The organism is uncultured Thermosynechococcus sp. (assembly GCF_937958135.1).
Lineage (GTDB): Bacteria > Cyanobacteriota > Cyanobacteriia > Thermosynechococcales > Thermosynechococcaceae > Thermosynechococcus.
On the sequence record NZ_CALGOG010000070.1, the window covers coordinates 51,509 to 68,012 of the forward strand.

General features: G+C 53.9%; 14 protein-coding genes and 1 tRNA gene. 6 read left to right on the top strand and 9 right to left on the bottom strand.

Translation table 11 applies throughout. The features are described 5' to 3' along the window. Positions 1-18: 18 nt before the first annotated feature. Positions 19-1,611 carry a methionine--tRNA ligase gene (gene metG / locus Q0711_RS08585; RefSeq protein WP_298612043.1) on the bottom strand — a complete coding sequence of 531 codons (1,593 nt, stop codon included), beginning with the start codon at positions 1,609-1,611 and terminating at the stop codon, positions 19-21. Positions 1,612-1,656: 45 nt separating this feature from the next. Continuing rightward, positions 1,657-3,690, bottom strand: coding sequence for a hypothetical protein (locus Q0711_RS08590; protein ID WP_298975604.1), 2,034 nt, complete (start codon positions 3,688-3,690; stop codon positions 1,657-1,659). A gap of 81 nt (positions 3,691-3,771) precedes the next feature. Here Q0711_RS08590 and pxcA point away from each other — a divergent pair, with 81 nt between their 5' ends. Continuing rightward, positions 3,772-5,166, top strand: a complete 1,395-nt coding sequence (gene pxcA / locus Q0711_RS08595; RefSeq protein ID WP_366142478.1) for a proton extrusion protein PcxA — start codon at positions 3,772-3,774, stop codon at positions 5,164-5,166. Here pxcA and Q0711_RS08600 read toward each other — a convergent pair whose 3' ends face one another. After that, entirely contained in the window at positions 5,167-5,583 is a 417-nt protein-coding gene (locus Q0711_RS08600) for a MerR family DNA-binding protein (protein ID WP_298617589.1), read from the bottom strand. It lies immediately after the preceding gene. A gap of 129 nt (positions 5,584-5,712) precedes the next feature. On the opposite strand from Q0711_RS08600, the gene Q0711_RS08605 reads away from it, so the two are divergent. The 5 genes from Q0711_RS08605 to Q0711_RS08625 all read left to right on the top strand — a co-directional run bounded on the left by Q0711_RS08605 (position 5,713) and on the right by Q0711_RS08625 (position 10,056). After that, a tRNA-Leu gene (locus tag Q0711_RS08605) sits at positions 5,713-5,793 on the top strand. A 184-nt stretch (positions 5,794-5,977) separates the two neighbouring features. Then, positions 5,978-6,361 carry a dihydroneopterin aldolase gene (gene folB / locus Q0711_RS08610; RefSeq protein WP_298612031.1) on the top strand — a complete coding sequence of 128 codons (384 nt, stop codon included), beginning with the start codon at positions 5,978-5,980 and terminating at the stop codon, positions 6,359-6,361. Next, entirely contained in the window at positions 6,345-8,396 is a 2,052-nt protein-coding gene (locus Q0711_RS08615; RefSeq protein ID WP_298612028.1) for a thioredoxin domain-containing protein, read from the top strand. Before folB ends, Q0711_RS08615 begins: the two co-directional genes overlap by 17 nt. Continuing rightward, complete coding sequence (gene gcvT, locus Q0711_RS08620; RefSeq protein ID WP_298612025.1) at positions 8,389-9,465, top strand: glycine cleavage system aminomethyltransferase GcvT; 1,077 nt, start codon at positions 8,389-8,391, stop codon at positions 9,463-9,465. The genes Q0711_RS08615 and gcvT overlap by 8 nt, the downstream gene beginning before the upstream one ends. Before the next feature lie 48 nt (positions 9,466-9,513). Next, complete coding sequence (locus Q0711_RS08625) at positions 9,514-10,056, top strand: hypothetical protein (protein ID WP_298612022.1); 543 nt, start codon at positions 9,514-9,516, stop codon at positions 10,054-10,056. On the opposite strand, the gene Q0711_RS08630 is transcribed toward Q0711_RS08625, so the two are convergent. The 6 genes from Q0711_RS08630 to Q0711_RS08655 all read right to left on the bottom strand — a co-directional run bounded on the left by Q0711_RS08630 (position 10,053) and on the right by Q0711_RS08655 (position 16,295). Further along, positions 10,053-10,520: an EVE domain-containing protein gene (locus tag Q0711_RS08630; protein ID WP_298612019.1), complete on the bottom strand. Its 468-nt coding sequence runs from the start codon at positions 10,518-10,520 to the stop codon at positions 10,053-10,055. The genes Q0711_RS08625 and Q0711_RS08630 overlap by 4 nt on opposite strands. A gap of 22 nt (positions 10,521-10,542) precedes the next feature. Continuing rightward, positions 10,543-11,490, bottom strand: a complete 948-nt coding sequence (locus Q0711_RS08635; protein ID WP_298612016.1) for an NAD(P)-dependent oxidoreductase — start codon at positions 11,488-11,490, stop codon at positions 10,543-10,545. Then, positions 11,478-12,521 carry a uroporphyrinogen decarboxylase gene (gene hemE / locus Q0711_RS08640; RefSeq protein WP_298612013.1) on the bottom strand — a complete coding sequence of 348 codons (1,044 nt, stop codon included), beginning with the start codon at positions 12,519-12,521 and terminating at the stop codon, positions 11,478-11,480. The genes Q0711_RS08635 and hemE overlap by 13 nt, the downstream gene beginning before the upstream one ends. 247 nt (positions 12,522-12,768) lie before the next feature. Next, entirely contained in the window at positions 12,769-14,472 is a 1,704-nt protein-coding gene (locus Q0711_RS08645) for a R3H domain-containing nucleic acid-binding protein (RefSeq protein WP_298612010.1), read from the bottom strand. After that, positions 14,465-15,493, bottom strand: coding sequence for a circadian clock protein LdpA (ldpA, locus tag Q0711_RS08650; protein ID WP_298612007.1), 1,029 nt, complete (start codon positions 15,491-15,493; stop codon positions 14,465-14,467). The genes Q0711_RS08645 and ldpA overlap by 8 nt, the downstream gene beginning before the upstream one ends. A gap of 19 nt (positions 15,494-15,512) precedes the next feature. Next, entirely contained in the window at positions 15,513-16,295 is a 783-nt protein-coding gene (locus Q0711_RS08655; RefSeq protein ID WP_299042295.1) for an RNA polymerase sigma factor SigF, read from the bottom strand. Positions 16,296-16,504 lie beyond the last annotated feature (209 nt).

Below are 16,504 nucleotides of genomic sequence, written 5' to 3' on the forward strand. Positions count from 1 at the left end.
CCTCTAGCGTATCGCGCGTCAAGGAGAATCGGTGACGGTTGGGGGGACGGGAAGCTTTTGGAAAATTGGCTCTGGATTGGCCAAAGGCTGCAGGGCAGGGAGAACACCCCACCGAGCCTGGCGATCGCCCAAAAGGTCTGGGGCAACAACGGCTGCGTTAAGTTCAATAGTATAGCCCAACTGCCGATAGATTGCCTCACTCAGTTGGGGGATAATCGGCGCTAGCACATAGGCCACAAGGCGCACCGACTCCAGTACAGAGTAAAGAATTTCAGCAACAGCTTCGGTTTCTCCCGCCTTGTAGCGTTTCCACGGTGCCTCCTCATCGAGGAACTTATTGCCTGCCCGCGCTAAGGTCAGGGCCTGTTGGCACACCTCATGGAAGGCCAGTTGCCGATAGCTTTGAGCATAGATTTGGCTAAGGTGCTCTGCCAGTTGCCGCAGCGGCTGCTCTTGAGGAATGGCAGTTCCTTGGACATTGGGCACTTGTCCCCCTGTGTATTTCCAGGCCATTTTCAGGGTGCGATTGAGCAAATTCCCCAAATCATTGGCCAGATCCGCATTGAGAATATTGACAAAGCGGGTCTCACTAAAGTCCCCATCGCGGCCAAACTCCACCTCTTTCATAAAGTAGTAGCGCACTGCATCGGCACCATACTGCGCTACCAAAGCAAAGGGATCAAGGGTATTCCCCAGACTTTTGCCCATTTTCTGACCATCCTTGGTAAGAAAGCCATGGACAAAGATCTGCTCTGGTAGGGGCAAGCCCGCTGACATTAACATGGCCGGCCAAGAAATTGCATGGAAGCGCAGAATATCCTTACCGATAATGTGAAGGTTAATCGGCCACCACCGCCTGAGGGCATTGGCCAAGGTAGGCTCTTCATCGGGTTCTAGAAGCGCCGTGACATAGCCCAAGAGGGCATCAAACCAGACGTAGAGGGTCTGTTCTGGATCTATGGGTACGGGAAACCCCCAAGCCAAGTTTACCCGCGAAATGGAAAAGTCCTGAAGCCCCCGCTCAATAAAACTCAGTACCTCATTGCGGCGACTGGGGGGCTGGACAAAGTCGGGATGGGTTGCGTAGTAATCTAGGAGAGCCTGCTGGTACTTCGAGAGGCGGAAGAAATAGTTGCGCTCATCTCGCCATTCCACTGTCCGATTCACATGGATTGGGCAGCGCTTGCCCTCCAGCAACTCCCGCTCGTCTTTGAATTCCTCGCACTCAACACAGTACCACCCCTGCTGCTGCCCGAGGTAGATGTCGCCGCTGTCCCACACCCGCTGAAAAAACTCGCTGACAATGGCTTGATGTCGCGGACTGGTGGTGCGGCTAAAGACATCGTAGCGGATATTGAGTTGTTGCCAGAGGGATTGAAACCCAGCGGCAATCTCGTCGCAGTGGGCTTGGGGACTCACCCCCCGCTGTTGAGCGGTGCGTTCAATTTTCTGGCCATGCTCATCGGTACCAGTAATGAACCGCACTTGGTAGCCCTGCAAACGGTAAAAGCGAGCCAGTACATCGGCAGCAATGGTGGTGTAGGCACTGCCAATGTGGGGAAGGGCATTGACGTAGTACAGGGGGGTGGTCAGTGAAAAGTGCGGTGACAAGCGACAATTCTCCCTACGGGGTCAAACAAAGGGCGTTATTTATCGTTATTTATCTATAGTGCCATCGCCGACGGCCTGCAGGCGATCGCCCACCGCCAAATCCACCCAAGGACTGAAGGGGCCTTCCTGTTCCCTGCCGTTGGCCGCTAAGTCACTGTGGCACAGGTACAGGCGATCGCTCACCCGTGAGCACAGATCCACCAGTAAATGCTCCAGACGTTCTGACTCCAATTGCCATACCCGTGCACTGGGACTTGCTGCCCCCCGCCGCAAAAAGAGGGGTGCCTGCCAGAGACATTGCAAGCCACCATCCTGCCAACGCGGACTCCCCGCATCCAGCCAAAAATGCCAGCGATGGGCCAGTCGGGCACTGCGATATTGAAATGTTGTTGCTAGTAAGACCCCTTGGGGTTGCCACAGGAGTGGGGCCGGATTCGCTGTCACGGTGCCCTGCCGCAGTAGGGAGATCCATTCCCGGAGTCGCTCAGCGATTGGCGTGGCTCGGTATTCCGCCAGGTGGTCATAAACTTGCCAGTAGGTAGCTATGCTCTCTAGGAGGGATCGCAAAGGGGCTAGTTCACTGGCCGTTAGGTTCTGGGGCCGGATGTAGCGTTGGATCGCCGCCTCAAGCACATAGGCCGGAAATTGCCGGCCATCAAGACCACCTAACCAATTGCAGAACTGGTTATAGGCTTCGGTGGCGCGATAGCCAAAGCGATCCCAATGACCATAGCAGGTGGTCGGCAGCAGTTTGGGTTGTCGGGGATCGGGTTGAAAGCAGTAGTTAGCCAATAGGCCGGCGCGCACGGGATCAATGTCGCGCGGCTGAAAAATCGTCAGCATTTCCGCAACGGCAGTTGCCTCTAGGCCAACCCCAATGTCCTCATAGACAAAACTTAGGAGAGTTAAAAGGGCACGCACCAAGGGAGATTGAATCAGTGGCCGTTGTTCATTCCAGATGACAAGGGGAATGCCGCGCTTTTTTAGCTCAGTGCTGAGGACATAGCGGGCAACGCTATCTAAACCGGGGGCAAGGATGGCAATCTCTGTTGGCTGTATAATTCCCCTGTGAATAGCTCCGGCAATTGTCTCAACAACCTCCTGTAACAGCTGCATCCGCGAGGTGGTCTGGATGGCCTCAATTGTTGTCGGCAATGTGGATTGGGGGGTTTTGAGCAGTTCCTGAATTGAAGACCGGAGATCGGCCGTGTCAAAAATTGTGTTTCTGCAGGCGGGCAGATCAATTACCTTAGCCTGTTGTTTCAGGCCCAGGAAGGCATCGGGATCGGCACCGAGACCCAGACGCACCGCACCGATGGGTTGATGGGTCAGGACAATCTTGATCCCCTGCTGGTTGAAGTGTTCGATCAAATCTGCCATCACCGCTGGATAGTTATGGGTATTGTCAGCAAAAAGACACTGAAACCGTTGTTTTAAGGAGGCTTGGTATTGCGGATGGTTGAGAAGAACATGGCCAAATAGGGCAGCGGTGATGCCGTAGGTGAGCAGACTATGTTCAGTACACCAAGCTTGCCATTGGTCTAAGGCACTCGCGATCGCCTCCACCGTTTCTGAGGGAAGGTCAAGCTGATGATCTCTCATCAATTGGGGCAAGTCATCAAGGCGGAGGCGGGCAAAGGCAGCCAATTGAAAAATATCCAGCAGGTGCCGGGTGGCGCGATTGCGATTCTCACTGAGGGGGGCAAGGGTGCTCTTCTCTAGCCAGGGCTGCCACAGCCGCTGTGCCCAGAGCAATTCCGTTTCCGGCTTAAGATGCACAGGGAGACGGGAAGCAACGGCCTGAGCTTGAACCAGCAACGGCCAAAAAAGTTCCACCTCATCCTGCATGAACCCCAAGGGGGTGGCAATGTAGGGTGTATAGCCACTGCCCAACTGCCGTTCAATTTCCTTCTGAATTGCTTGGCGGCCTTCTACTGTATCCGTCAAAAAAAGAAGCGATTCCTGCCCTAGGGTCAACGCGGCGGGTGTGCCTTGGGCTTGCTCAATCCACTGGCCAAAACGTTGAACCAATGCATAGGTTTTGCCGCTGCGACTACCGCCGCTGATCCACTGCAACACTGCCGGCTAAGTCCGCAAAGTCAATTTGCTACGATGCTATCTATCCTATCGGTTTATTTGCTTCTGCGGTAGCCGTTGAGAATAACTGCAATGTCCGGCAATCCCTTTATTCGCCTCAGAGACTGGATCAAGCGAGCACAACAGTGGTATCTCACAACTCCCAACCGCGCCCTGCAGGAAGCCTACGAAGCTGCGCTGAAAATCCGAGAAATTGAAATAGAGCACTTTGACGGTCAACCCATTAGCCCCCTCAATTTGCCCGTGGGAGAAGTTTCCAGCTATTTCGAGATAGAGCTGAAGCGACTCCTGAAAACCATTCGCCTGCGGATGGCAGAGTTCCGCGCCAGTCGGCAAATTTTGCCCCTTGTGCCCCCCCAGCGTTTGCCCACTCCCCCGGCTGACAGGGTTAGCACTGCCGTGGAGACCTATTCGGTGACCACCCCAGTAACCAGCGCCACTGAGGAACCCAGCGTCTATGAAAAGCTGCGCGTCATTGATGCCACCCTCAACCGCTATAAACGGCAGCGAGAAAAGGAACTCAATGCCCTTGCCCGTCCTAGTCTCAGTCGTCAAGACCCTCAACAACGCCAGCAGGCGGCAGCCCTAGATAAAATCGAAGAAAATTCTCTATATTTATCAGAATATATTAGTGATGACCTCACCAATGATTCCAAGCTTGACAGTAGCAGCTTTATTCCTCGCTCTATTTTGCGCACCGCCGATCGCTTTCGCCGTGAGCTAAACTCTGATGAAACCACTGAAGCTGAGGTCCTTCGTGATTTTCGCACCTCTAAACTGCGCACCCGTCTTGCCGTTCGCTTCATGCTGCTGCTGGTGATTCTGCCCCTGTTGACGCAGCAAATTTCCAAAGCACTGATTGTTAGTCCTCTGGTAAACCACTTTAAGGCGGTGGGTCAGATTGAACGCATCATTAACTCTCAACTGGAGGACAATATTCTGGATGAACTGGCTCGCTTTGAAAACAAAATTCGCTTTGAAAGTCTGGTGAGCAATGTGCCGGTTTCTGCAGAGGAAATCCAAGCCCGCATCCGCGAAAAGGCGATTGAGCTATCCACAGAATACCAAAAGGAACTGATTGAACCGCTGAAAAATATCCTCTCCGATACGCTGGGATTTGCCGTCTTTTTGACGCTGGTCTTTACGGGTCAACGACAATTGGCGATTGTCAAAGCTTTCTTGGATGAGGTTGTCTATGGCCTTAGCGATAGTGCTAAAGCCTTTATCATCATTCTATTCACCGATGTGTTTGTGGGATTCCACTCCCCCCATGGTTGGGAAGTGCTGGTTAACAATGCCCTAGAGCACTTTGGATTTCCCCGCAATGAGGATTTTATCAATATGTTTATTGCCACGTTTCCGGTGATGTTGGATACGGTGTTTAAGTATTGGATTTTCCGTTATCTCAACCAGATTTCCCCATCGGCAGTGGCTACTTACAAGAATATGAACGAATAGTTAGGCATGGTGGACGGGTTGCAGAATGGGACAAATGGTGTCCGCTGAGGGGTAAGGGGGCGATCGCCAGCCCGATAGGAGACCTTGCAATTCCTGCTGCAGAAGGTGCAACTGCTGAATTTGTGCCTCAATGGCAGCCAACTTCTCCTCTAGCTTTTCCTTGATGTGGTCACAGGGAACTTCCCCGCGATCGTACACCTCAAGACAGGCTTTGATGTCGCTGAGGCTCAGGCCAAGGGACTGGGCACGTTTAATGAAACTGAGGCGGGCAAAGACATCCTTGCCAAAGAGACGATACCCACCGCTTGTGCGGCCCACTGTGCGCAACAGTCCCAATTCCGCGTAGTAGCGAATGGTCTTAACGGGGAGACCACTGCCGTGGGCAACGGTACCAATCAAATAGGCGGCTGCATGCATGGGCGTTCTTCCAAGGGTAGGACAAAACGTTGGTGAGAGAGGGGCGCCCCCTAATCTCAATTTTCTGCCCCCACGACCCCGATCGCCCCTTTCGGAAATTCAACCCTTTGCGTTATGATAAAAAACTACGCGGATGTGGCGGAATTGGTATACGCGCACGTTTGAGGGGCGTGTGGCTTTGCCTTGCGAGTTCGAGTCTCGCCATCCGCATCTTCTCTATGGGTGAATGTGAACTTGGAAATCCAAGCCGCAAGGGGAATAATGGTAGGGTCGCTGAGGAGCAAGCTCACCATTGGCGGCACTTTGACGATAAAGTTAAGTCAAGGAGGGCAAGGGGCACAACAATCAGGAAGCCCAGCAGAATTTTTGCCTGTGTTGTTATGGATCGATACCCTTGAGCGACTCATCAATTGACTGTCTCCACCTCTCGGGAATTCGCTACTACGGCTATACGGGCGCCCTACCGGAGGAACAAATTCTCGGCCAGTGGTTTGAGATTGATATTAAGCTCTGGTTTGATATGGCACAAGCGGCGGCCGGCGATCGCCTTGAGGATACCCTTGACTATCGCCCCCTGTTGCAGGCGATTGAGCAGCTCATGCAGCGGGAGCGCTTTCAGCTCCTTGAGACCCTCGCAGCAGCGATTATGAACCTTTGCCTTGCCCCCCCTCAAGTGCAACGGGCAGCGGTACGCGTCACAAAAGTTGCCCCGCCGGTGCCCAACTTTACGGGTCAAATTAGTGTTGAAATGGTACGCTCCCATGCCAAATCGCCTTAGCCAGTGCCAAAGTCTTTACCTGCGCAAGCATGCCGAAAACCCCATTGACTGGTGGCCGTGGTGTGATGAAGCCCTTGCCAAAGCCGCTGCCGAGGATCGGGTGATTTTTCTCTCGATTGGCTATTCCAGTTGCCACTGGTGCACCGTTATGGAGGGGGAAGCCTTTTCCGATCCAGAAATTGCCGCCTATCTCAACACCTATTTCCTGCCAATTAAGGTGGATCGCGAGGAGCGACCCGATATTGACAGCCTCTACATGCAGGCGTTGCAACTGATGACGGGTCAGGGGGGCTGGCCGCTGAATATCTTCCTCACCCCTCAGGATCGCCGTCCCTTTTATGGCGGCACTTACTTTCCTGTGCAACCGCGCTATGGCCGGCCGGGCTTTTTGCAAGTGTTGCAGGCGGTGCGTCGCTTCTATGACCAAGAAAAGGAGAAGCTGGCTGCCCAACAGGCTACCCTCTGGCAATATCTTGCTGCCTCCCCTGAGAGGGGAGAGACCATCCTCCTGACAGAAGACCTCCTAAGGGCGGGGATTCGCCAAGTCACGCCGATTTTGCGCGATCGCCCCCAAGGCACCTGCTTCCCCATGATGCCCTATGCCCAAATGCTTCTCCAAGGGTTGGCTCTGAGTCCCAATCCTCCCGAACTGTTGCACCTGTGTCGGCTGCGGGGACACAACCTCCTGCGGGGGGGCATCTATGACCATGTGGGGGGTGGCTGGCATCGCTACACCGTCGATCCGCAGTGGACGGTGCCCCACTTTGAGAAAATGCTCTACGACAATGGCCAAATTGTGACCTATCTGGCACGGCTGTGGCAACAGGGCGATCGCTCCCCCCAGATTCCCAGGGCAATTGCCCAAACAATTCAATGGCTAGACCGGGAAATGACCGCTCCCGAAGGCTACTTCTACGCGGCTCAAGATGCCGATAGCTTTGTTAGTGCCCATGATTCTGAACCCGAGGAGGGCGCCTTTTACTGCTGGCAGTATGGGGAGCTAGAGCAGATCTTAAGCCAGACCGAATTGGCACAATTGCAAGCCCACTTTGAAATTTCGCCCCAAGGCAACTTCGAGGGCAAAATTGTGCTCAAGCAAGTGCGCCCCCCTGAACAGCCTGAGACTCTAGAACCGATTCTGCGGAAACTTTTTGCCCGCCGCTATGGTGCCGATACACCTATGGATCAGCCCTTTCCTGTGGCCACCGATAATGCAACCGCTAAGGGGCGGGCTTGGCCGGGACGGATTCCACCGGTTACCGATACCAAAATGATTCTGGCCTGGAATAGCCTGATGATTACCGGCCTCGCCACAGCCGCCCAAGTCTGGAGAGCACAGGCCTACTGGAAACGAGCGGCTAAAGCAGCTCAATGGCTCCACGAGCATCAATATCAGCAGAACAAACTTTACCGCCTGAACTATGGCGGCACCGTCACTGAGGTGGCACAGGCCGAGGACTATGCCTACTGGATCCAAGCCCTTCTTGCCCTGCATCAGGCCAGTTTAGCGGTGGGGGAAGCGGCGCAGCCGTGGTTAGAGTTGGCCTGTCGGTATCAAGCCCTTTTTGATCAGGAGCTAGGAGCCGCGGATGGAGGCTATTACAATGCCCCAGAGCGAGCCGACTTGATTCTGCGCCAGCGGGAAGGTTTGGATAATGCCACGCCTTCTGCCAATGGGGTGGCGATCGCCAACTTGGTGCAACTCTTCTTGCTCACAGAGAATCCCACTTATCTGGAACAGGCAGAAAAGGGACTGCGTTTCTTTGGCCAGTTGATGAAGGAGTCTCCCCAGAGTTGTCCGAGCCTTCTGGCGGCGTTGCAGTGGTATTTGCAGCCGGTGTGTGTGCAAACGCGCTCTGATCAGGTGGTACCCCTCTTGGAGCGTTACTTGCCAACAGCGGTTCTCAAAGTTCGGGATAACCTTGAGCCTGTTGCCCTTGTCTGTGAAGGCTTGCGCTGCCGCGAACCGGCACTGACCCCTGCCCAACTGCAGCAACAACTGGATAGTCTCTTTCCCTTAGTGACCTATGGCTGAAGCGTTGCGTCGTACCCCCCTCTATCCCCTGCATCAAGGCGCACGGTTTACCCCCTTTGGCGAGTGGGAAATGCCTCTCCACTACAGCAGTATTTTGCAGGAACACCAAGCGGTGCGGCAGCGGGTGGGGATGTTTGATATTTCCCACATGGGGAAGTTCCTCCTGCGAGATCCTAGGGCGATCGCGGCATTGCAAGAACGGGTGCCCACGGATTTGAGTCGTTTGCAACCCGGCCAAGCCAAATATACTGTCCTTCTCAACGAAGGCGGGGGTATTGTGGATGATGTTATTTTCTATATTGGCGATGGGGAGGTACGCTGTATTGGGAATGCGGCCACCACTGCCAAGGACTGGGCATGGTTTCAGAAGTATTTACCCGCCGGTATTGATTTTATTGATGAGTCCACAACACAGGTGCTGATTGCCCTTCAAGGCCCTGCGGCGACAGCAACCCTAACACCCCTGTGCGATCGCTCTTTAGGGGAGATTAAGGCCTATCGCCATGCTCAGGTGAATCTATTGGGACAGCCCGCTTGGATTGCCCGCACCGGCTACACGGGTGAAGATGGTTGGGAAATTCTTGCAACGCCGGAATTGGGGCAACAGTTGTGGCAAACCCTGCTGGCAGCCGGTGTTACTCCCTGTGGCTTGGGGGCGCGGGATACCCTGCGCTTGGAGGCGGCCATGCTCCTCTACGGCCAAGACATGGATGAGCAAACCACGCCCCTTGAAGCGGGTCTCGATTGGTTGATTGATTGGCAAAAGCCCGATTTTGTAGGTCGTGCTGCCCTCTTAGTGCAAAAGGAGCAGGGGATTGAGCGGCAGTTGGTGGGTCTAGAACTCGTCGGCAAAGGCATTGCTCGCCATGGCTATCTAATCTACGCAGGCACACAGGCCGTCGGGGAAGTCACCAGTGGCACCCTATCTCCCACCTTGGGGAAGGCGATCGCCCTCGGCTATGTCTTTCCAGAGTTTGCCCACACGGGTCGTGAACTAGAAGTACAGGTGCGCGATCGCCGCGTGCCAGCAGTGGTGGTTCCTCGCCCCTTTTATCGTCGCCCTCGCTAACGAATGCCATTCCGCTAAAATTTGATTCATCAGTGATAAAAGCAACGAATGCTGGAAACTTGCCCTCGCTGTTCTGCCCGTCTAGGAAAGCCACTGTCCTCCGGTCGCCAAGTGTGTAGTGTGTGCGGTTGGAGTACCGTGGTCATTGAGCGATCGCCCCCACCGCCACCCACGGGATTGCCCCTGCTTTTGAATCAGATTAGGCGGTTGCTCAAGCGTTTTTTCCAGTATCTAGGGGTGCAACTGCAACTCCTGTGGCGATCGCTCACCTCTCGCCTCCAGCAGCACCAACCCCGCCGCAACCTCTGGGAAAGCCTCGTCACCAAGCTCAAACACCTTGAGGAAAAAATTCCCACCGGTGATCCCGGCAAGGAGTGGCTCACTCCGGAAGAGGCCTTTCGACTCTTGGGCGGAAATCCAGACAACCCCAACTCCAAGGTGAGTACCCTCGATGGCAAACGGCGGATTGGTTTCTCGGCCTTTCGGCGACTGGTGAATACCGCAGAATATGCGGATTTTGGCTTTCAATACTCTAGCGATCGCCACCTGAAAAATTTACCCTATTTGCGCCGTCTGCCTCGCCAACCCTAGGGCGATCGCAGGCCGAGAATGATCTGCCACTCTGATTCAGTAACCGGTTGTACCGAAAGACGGCAGCCTTTTTGCAATAGCAGCATCCCCTCTAGGCCGGGCGTTTGCCGCAGTTCTGGAAGGGTGATGGGAGGCAAAAAGTCACGGCGGTACTGAATATCCACCATAAACCAGCGGGGATTCTCAGGGGTACTTTGGGGGTCGTAGTAGCGGCTGTCGGGATTCCAAGCAAAGTGATCGGGATAGGCAGGCTTAACAATTTCGGCAATGCCCATGATTGCCGGCGGGTTGGCATTACTGTGATAAAAGAGCACGCGATCGCCCACCTGCATTTGATCGCGGATAAAGTTGCGTGCTTGGTAGTTGCGTACACCTTCCCAACAGGTGGTTTGTTGTGGAGCTGCCTTCAAATCCTGCCAAGAAAAAACACTTGGCTCCGACTTCAATAGCCAAATGCCTGTCATCCAAGACTCCGCAATGGTTGGTTTAGAGGTCTGCTGTACCCAAACTACAGCGTAGCAAATCCGCCACCGTGGCACAGTAGGGGGTTAGCCCCAGAGCTTGAGGATTGAGCACCGTCTCATAGGTGAAGTTGCGATAGTTTAAGCAAAAATAATCCCACGGCGACATTTGCACTCGAAATACTCGCACAAAGAAGTTAATCACCGGCAGTGTCAAGGGGACTTGTACATAAATTGGCAGCTTTACCGCAGCGCATAACTGTGCCAACATCTCATTGACAGTAATTGGCGGGTTACCCAGAGCCACACGGCGCGGTACTGGATACTCAGGATGCTGCAATAGGTAGAGAACCACTTGGGCAATATCGCGGGCATGGATAAAGTGAAAACTGGCCTCTGCTCGGAAAAAGCGAGCTAACCACAACCACTTGAGGACATCACGCATCCCTTCCGTGATAAACGAGGGACGCTTCCCATCAGTCCCTCCCCCAAACACCATGGTCGGAAAGAGTTCAATCACGCGATCGCCCACGGGCAGTTGTTCAATGGCATGGAGACACTGATACTTCGAGCGAATGTAGTCTGTGCCCAAGGTGCCCGCCTCCGGCAGCGGTTCCATCTGATGATTGAGGATACTTGCCGTGGAAAAATAAAAGACCCGCTGGCAGCGTTGGGGATCGAGTTGCTTGAGCAGAGAGCAAGTTTGCTCGTAATTGATGGCAAAGACGTTCTTTCCTCCCCAAGCAGTTGCCGTCAGAATTGCGACATCGAGGGTTGGCAACAGTGGTTCCAAGGGCGTCAAATCCATCAAATCCCCTTGGATCACATTCACCCCAGATCGCCGGCGAGGCTCAATTTGCAGCCGGGCGGGGTTGCGCACCAACAAAAAGAGTTCGTGATCTGTTTGCTGGATCAGCGCCTCAGAGATGTACTGACCAATGCAACCACTGGCGCCCGTAATTAGGATGCGCATGGGGCAAGAGACTTCACCAGATCAAAGAGAAAACCCACATTCTCCTCAGGGGTTCCTTGAAGAACGCCGTGACCTAGGTTAAAAATATATTTGCCCTTGCGACCTGCCTCGATAATCGCGAGTGCCCGTTCCTTGAGCACCGGTTGGGGGGCAAAGAGCATGACCGGGTCTAAATTCCCCTGCAGACCGACACTGGCAGGAAACTGTTGGCGAATCGTGCCGATGTCCACTGTCCAATCAAGGCTGACAATATCCACCCCCGTTGCCGCCATGCGATCCACCACTGCAGCACTGCCATTGATATAGAGGATGATCGGCACATCGGGATAGACGGCTTTGACCTGTTGCACCACCTGCTTTTGGTAAGGGAAGGCAAACGCATCGTAGTCCTGACGGCTCAGTTGACCCGCCCACGAATCAAACAGTTGCACCACCTGAGCACCACAGTCAATTTGGTAGCACAGATAATCGGCAACAGCAGTGGCCAAATGGCTCAAGAACTTGTGGAGCAAGTCTGGCTCGCGATAGGCCATGGTTTTAATTTCGATGTAGTCCTTGGAACTTTTGCCCTCAATGGCATAGGCCGCAAGGGTCCAAGGGGCACCGGCAAATCCTAGGACGGTGGCGCGATCGCCCACTTCTTGGCGCAGTGTCGAAAGAATCGGACGAATAAAGGGACAGGCCGCTTCCGGTTCCAGGGGATGGAGTTGCTGCACCTGCTCAAGCGTACGGATGGGTGGGTCAATAATTGGCCCTTTACTCTCCACAATGTCAAAGGGAATCCCAACCCCCGGCAAGGGCGTGAGAATATCCGAAAAGAGAATTACCCCGTCTGGGGCGAAGGCACGAAAGGGTTGGAGCGAAATTTCAATGGCGAGTTCAGGAATTTCCGATCGCTGGCGAAACGAGGGATAGCGATCGCGCAGGTCACGATAGACCTTCATATAGCGCCCGGCTTGCCGCATCAACCAAATGGGCGGACGCTCAACGTTTTCACCACGGGCAGCACGTAGGAGTAAAGGGGTGGCCATCCTAAACTTGTAATTCCAACCGTTTTCCATGGCTCTGGTGCGCAGGCTCAGCAACCCCATTGGGTCGGGTCTTACCTACGGTTCCTAGAGCTTGACCCTACAATCATACCCTAGGGGGCGATCGCTCCCACATCTCAAAAGCGAATTCCTTTGCTTTACCCAGGGCGGGGCTGAAACTGGGCATCATTAGTCACGTCTTAACCCGGTGGCGATCTTGTTGCAGGAGTTGGTGACTTCTCCCACTTGATCAACGAGAGAGATTAGGATAAATCCGCAGCCGCCGATTCGGCTCTTCGCCAAAGCTACAGGAGGTTAACTGGTAATGCTCAACCAACTCGTGTTGCATCCGCCGAATGTTGGCCGATCGCGGTAATAGCTCTACCGCTTGCCCCTTGGGAATCACAATTTCCTCAACCGCCAGGCGTGCTTCCTCAAGGGCTTCCAGTTCATCATCGCTCCCTGTGGGACTAAAGAGGGAGAGATCTGCTGACTCTGCTGGGCTAGGGTCTTCAATACCAAGCAAATGCCGTAACCCCCGCACAATTTGTGCCATGCTGTTAGTTTTAATAGCATGTACGGGTAAATGATGAATATGGGCAAGATGCCGTAGCTTGCTTTCCCCTTTGAGATGGGAGCGCAGCGTCAAAATGACATCGGCTTGATCAATATCTTTGGTGACAACAATGGGTAGGTTGAGGGTGCGAATGGCCTGTTCCAGATGGTGGCGGCTCACGGCGTAGGGGAAAACATGCAAAGGCAGTTCTTCACCATTTGGCCCCACTGTGGGTGCATCCAAAGTTGCCTCCAGTAGTTGAGCAAAATTTGCCCGCAGGGGTTCTTTATGAGCCTCAACAACGGGCAGCATCTGGCCACTGTCACGCCAAGAGGGGCGCTGAGGCAGAGATTGCACCTCCGATCGCTGGGGGGGAGATTCGGGACGACTAATCACCACCGAGCCATCGGCAGCAACACCACGAATTTCAGGAGATGGCTGACGACCCCGCAGCAGGAGATCGACACTGGCAGCCACGTCAAGATGGACAACCCAGCGATCGCGCTCCAGCATTTCCACCGCTATTTGAAAGGTGGGCGGGGCTTTACGTTCAAGAACACTTTTTTGGGTACCGCGCCGCCGCGCTTCCTCGTCACCAAGAGTAACCGATTGAATGCCCCCTACCAAGTCTGCAAGGGTCGGGTTTTTGATCAAGTTCTCAATCTGATTGCCGTGGGCTGTGCCAATGAGTTGTACGCCTCGCTCAGCAATGGTGCGAGCCGCCAGCGCCTCTAGCTCTGTGCCAATTTCATCAATGATAATGACTTGGGGCATGTGGTTTTCCACCGCCTCAATCATCACCTGATGCTGAAGTTCTGGGCGTGCCACCTGCATGCGTCGCGCCTTACCAATGGCTGGATGGGGAATATCACCATCGCCGGCAATTTCATTGGAGGTGTCAATAATCACTACCCGCTTGTGTAGCTCATCGGCAAGAACGCGGGCAATTTCCCGCAGTGCCGTTGTTTTACCGACGCCAGGACGCCCTAATAGCAAGATGGACTGGCCACTTTCGACCAAGTCGCGAATCATGCCAATTGTGCCAAAGACCGCCCGACCTACGCGGCAAGTCAAGCCAATAATCGTTCCTTGACGATTGCGCAGGGCACTAATCCGGTGCAAGGTACGCTCAATCCCGGCTCGATTATCGCCGCTAAACTCGCCCACTCGATCCACGGCATATTGCAACATCTCACGGCTGACGGGAGTCTCGGCAAGGTATTGGGTGCTGTGGATAAACCGCGCTTCTGGTAAACGCCCCAAATCTAGGACAATTTCTAGCAGTTCTTCCCGCTGCGGGTGATCGGTGAGGGACTGGCCAAGGGGCGGCGGCAGGATGGCCAACAATTGATCGAGATCGTCAATCACTTGGCGTTGTCCAGCAGTCAATTCAACCATAGGGTACAGAGGGTAACGGGACAGATTTCAAAGGAGAGACAAGGGTTGCTGCTTCAGCAACAGCCGCTGCAAGGACGGCAGGCACAGTTTGCCATGGTTGGTCGGCGATCGCGTGGAAAGGGGCAAGGCGTTTGCGGGCATAACTACCATAGGCAACACCGGCAATTCCCTGTGGATCTAACAATCCCATTGCCCTGAGTTTAGCAACCGTATGGCCATTTGTGCCCCCCGCTAACTGCACAAATCCGGGTAAATTTGCCCCTAAAATTGCTTGACCAAACTGGATTGTGGCTCGCGTTGCCCCATCGCCAATATCGCCACTCATGGGACGACCATCCGCCTGCCAAATGAGGGCACACTCCAAGGGTTGAATCTGGCTATTGATCCAGCGCAAATAGTCAATGACTCCCTCCCCTTGGGGACAACTAATCGCCAGCACCTGTAAATACCGCACCCAAGGACGCACGCGCTGCCAAAGCTCGGCAAAAGCCCTATAGCGCCGGGGTTGGGTATGAATTTCAAGGGCTTGAATCGTGCCATCGGCAATCAAGGGAGTAATGTCCTCAAATACTGCGGGTTGTTCCGCAGTGGTAATCAAGTTCAAGGGGCAGAGGGGCAAACAGCGGCCACAGCCATAACAGCGATCGCGCAGCACCCCTTGTACCGAGGCATTGAACTGAATGGCCTGGGCAGGGCAGATACGTTCACAGGGGCGATCGCACCCCGGTGGGCAGCGATGCGGATCAAATGTCGCCTTACGAAAATGGGGATCAGCCCCATCATTAATACTCACCATTAGTAGGGGGCGAGTTGCACCAAGGCGTTCGGCAACGGTCAAAGCGTCATTGGCAGTGTAGATCACCGCCGGATCGGCGGCCACATCAATACAGTCAGCCCCTGCCAGCGTATAAGCCAATGTCAGATTGTAGATTTGGGCAACATCTTGGAAACTGGCACCGTTAATCAGTTTGAACCAACGATGTGCCCTTAAAGCCGCGAGGGGAGCAGCAAAATCAGCCATAGTTATATTTTATGTGTTTTCAGTCCGCCTCGTCGCGGCTCATCATTCGTTGTAGGGCTTGCAGACCTTTTTTAATCTGTCGAGAGACCGTGACCGCACTTAGCCCCAAAAGTTCAGCGGTTTCTTTTTGACTCAAATCGTGCAAAAAGACAAATTCCAGAATTTGACAGGTGCGAGCTTCCAGTTTTTGCAGGCACTGCTGCAAACGAATGCAATCCTCTTGGGCGAGTTGAAAACTTTGGTACCGCTGATCGGGGACAATTTCCCCAAGAGAAACAGTGTCTTCTTCGTCTTCAAAGGTAGGGGCATCTAGGCTCACCGGAGTGGTGTGATAGCCGGCAAATTTGGCCGCTTGCCATTCCTCCAGGGAGACATCGAGGGCCTGGGCAATTTCACTATCGGTGGGAGGGCGATGCAGTTGTTTGCTTAACTCCTGAATCACTCGTTTCCCTTGACTTTGCAATGTTTGCCAACGGCGAGGCACACGAATTTGGGGGCTTTTATCTCGCAGGTAGTGTTGAATTTCACCGCGAATGTAGGGAATAGCAAAAGAACTAAAAGCCACCCCCTTACTCGGGTCAAAGCGTTCAATGGCGTGAATAAGGCCAAAGGTGCCCACTTGCATGAGGTCGTCAAAACTTTCTTGGCTGCACTGTACCCAGCGGTGGGCTTCCCTGCGCACCAGTCCCATGTTTAACTCGACAAGGCGATTCCGCAATTCCGGTGCAGGGTTCTCTCGGTATGCCTGCAACAACGAGAGGGTGGAATTCTTTAGCTCACTATTGGCTCTCGTGCTGGGCATAGAACACACAGTTTTAATTCCCCCGCATTACCTAAGATAAATGCATCAGGTATTTCTGCCGCTATTGAATGAATAATTAAGCGTGTATAGGCTTTTTCTATGGATTCGCCTATTTTTGGGATTTCACATCTAGTATGGCAGGGCACCGATGATTTCTCTGTGATCTCGACCACAGGTTTGGTTAAATTTTGCTAAATGTTCTTCCCTCG

Coding starts and splice junctions, on each gene's coding strand:
- Q0711_RS08625 (WP_298612022.1), top strand. CDS start 9,514: ATGCTGGAAACTTGCCCTCGCTGTTCTGCCCGTCTAGGAAAGCCACTG.
- Q0711_RS08615 (WP_298612028.1), top strand. CDS start 6,345: ATGCCAAATCGCCTTAGCCAGTGCCAAAGTCTTTACCTGCGCAAGCAT.
- gcvT (WP_298612025.1), top strand. CDS start 8,389: ATGGCTGAAGCGTTGCGTCGTACCCCCCTCTATCCCCTGCATCAAGGC.
- Q0711_RS08655 (WP_299042295.1), bottom strand. CDS start 16,295: ATGCCCAGCACGAGAGCCAATAGTGAGCTAAAGAATTCCACCCTCTCG.
- Q0711_RS08600 (WP_298617589.1), bottom strand. CDS start 5,583: ATGCATGCAGCCGCCTATTTGATTGGTACCGTTGCCCACGGCAGTGGT.
- Q0711_RS08645 (WP_298612010.1), bottom strand. CDS start 14,472: ATGGTTGAATTGACTGCTGGACAACGCCAAGTGATTGACGATCTCGAT.
- Q0711_RS08630 (WP_298612019.1), bottom strand. CDS start 10,520: ATGACAGGCATTTGGCTATTGAAGTCGGAGCCAAGTGTTTTTTCTTGG.
- hemE (WP_298612013.1), bottom strand. CDS start 12,521: ATGGCCACCCCTTTACTCCTACGTGCTGCCCGTGGTGAAAACGTTGAG.
- ldpA (WP_298612007.1), bottom strand. CDS start 15,493: ATGGCTGATTTTGCTGCTCCCCTCGCGGCTTTAAGGGCACATCGTTGG.
- Q0711_RS08635 (WP_298612016.1), bottom strand. CDS start 11,490: ATGCGCATCCTAATTACGGGCGCCAGTGGTTGCATTGGTCAGTACATC.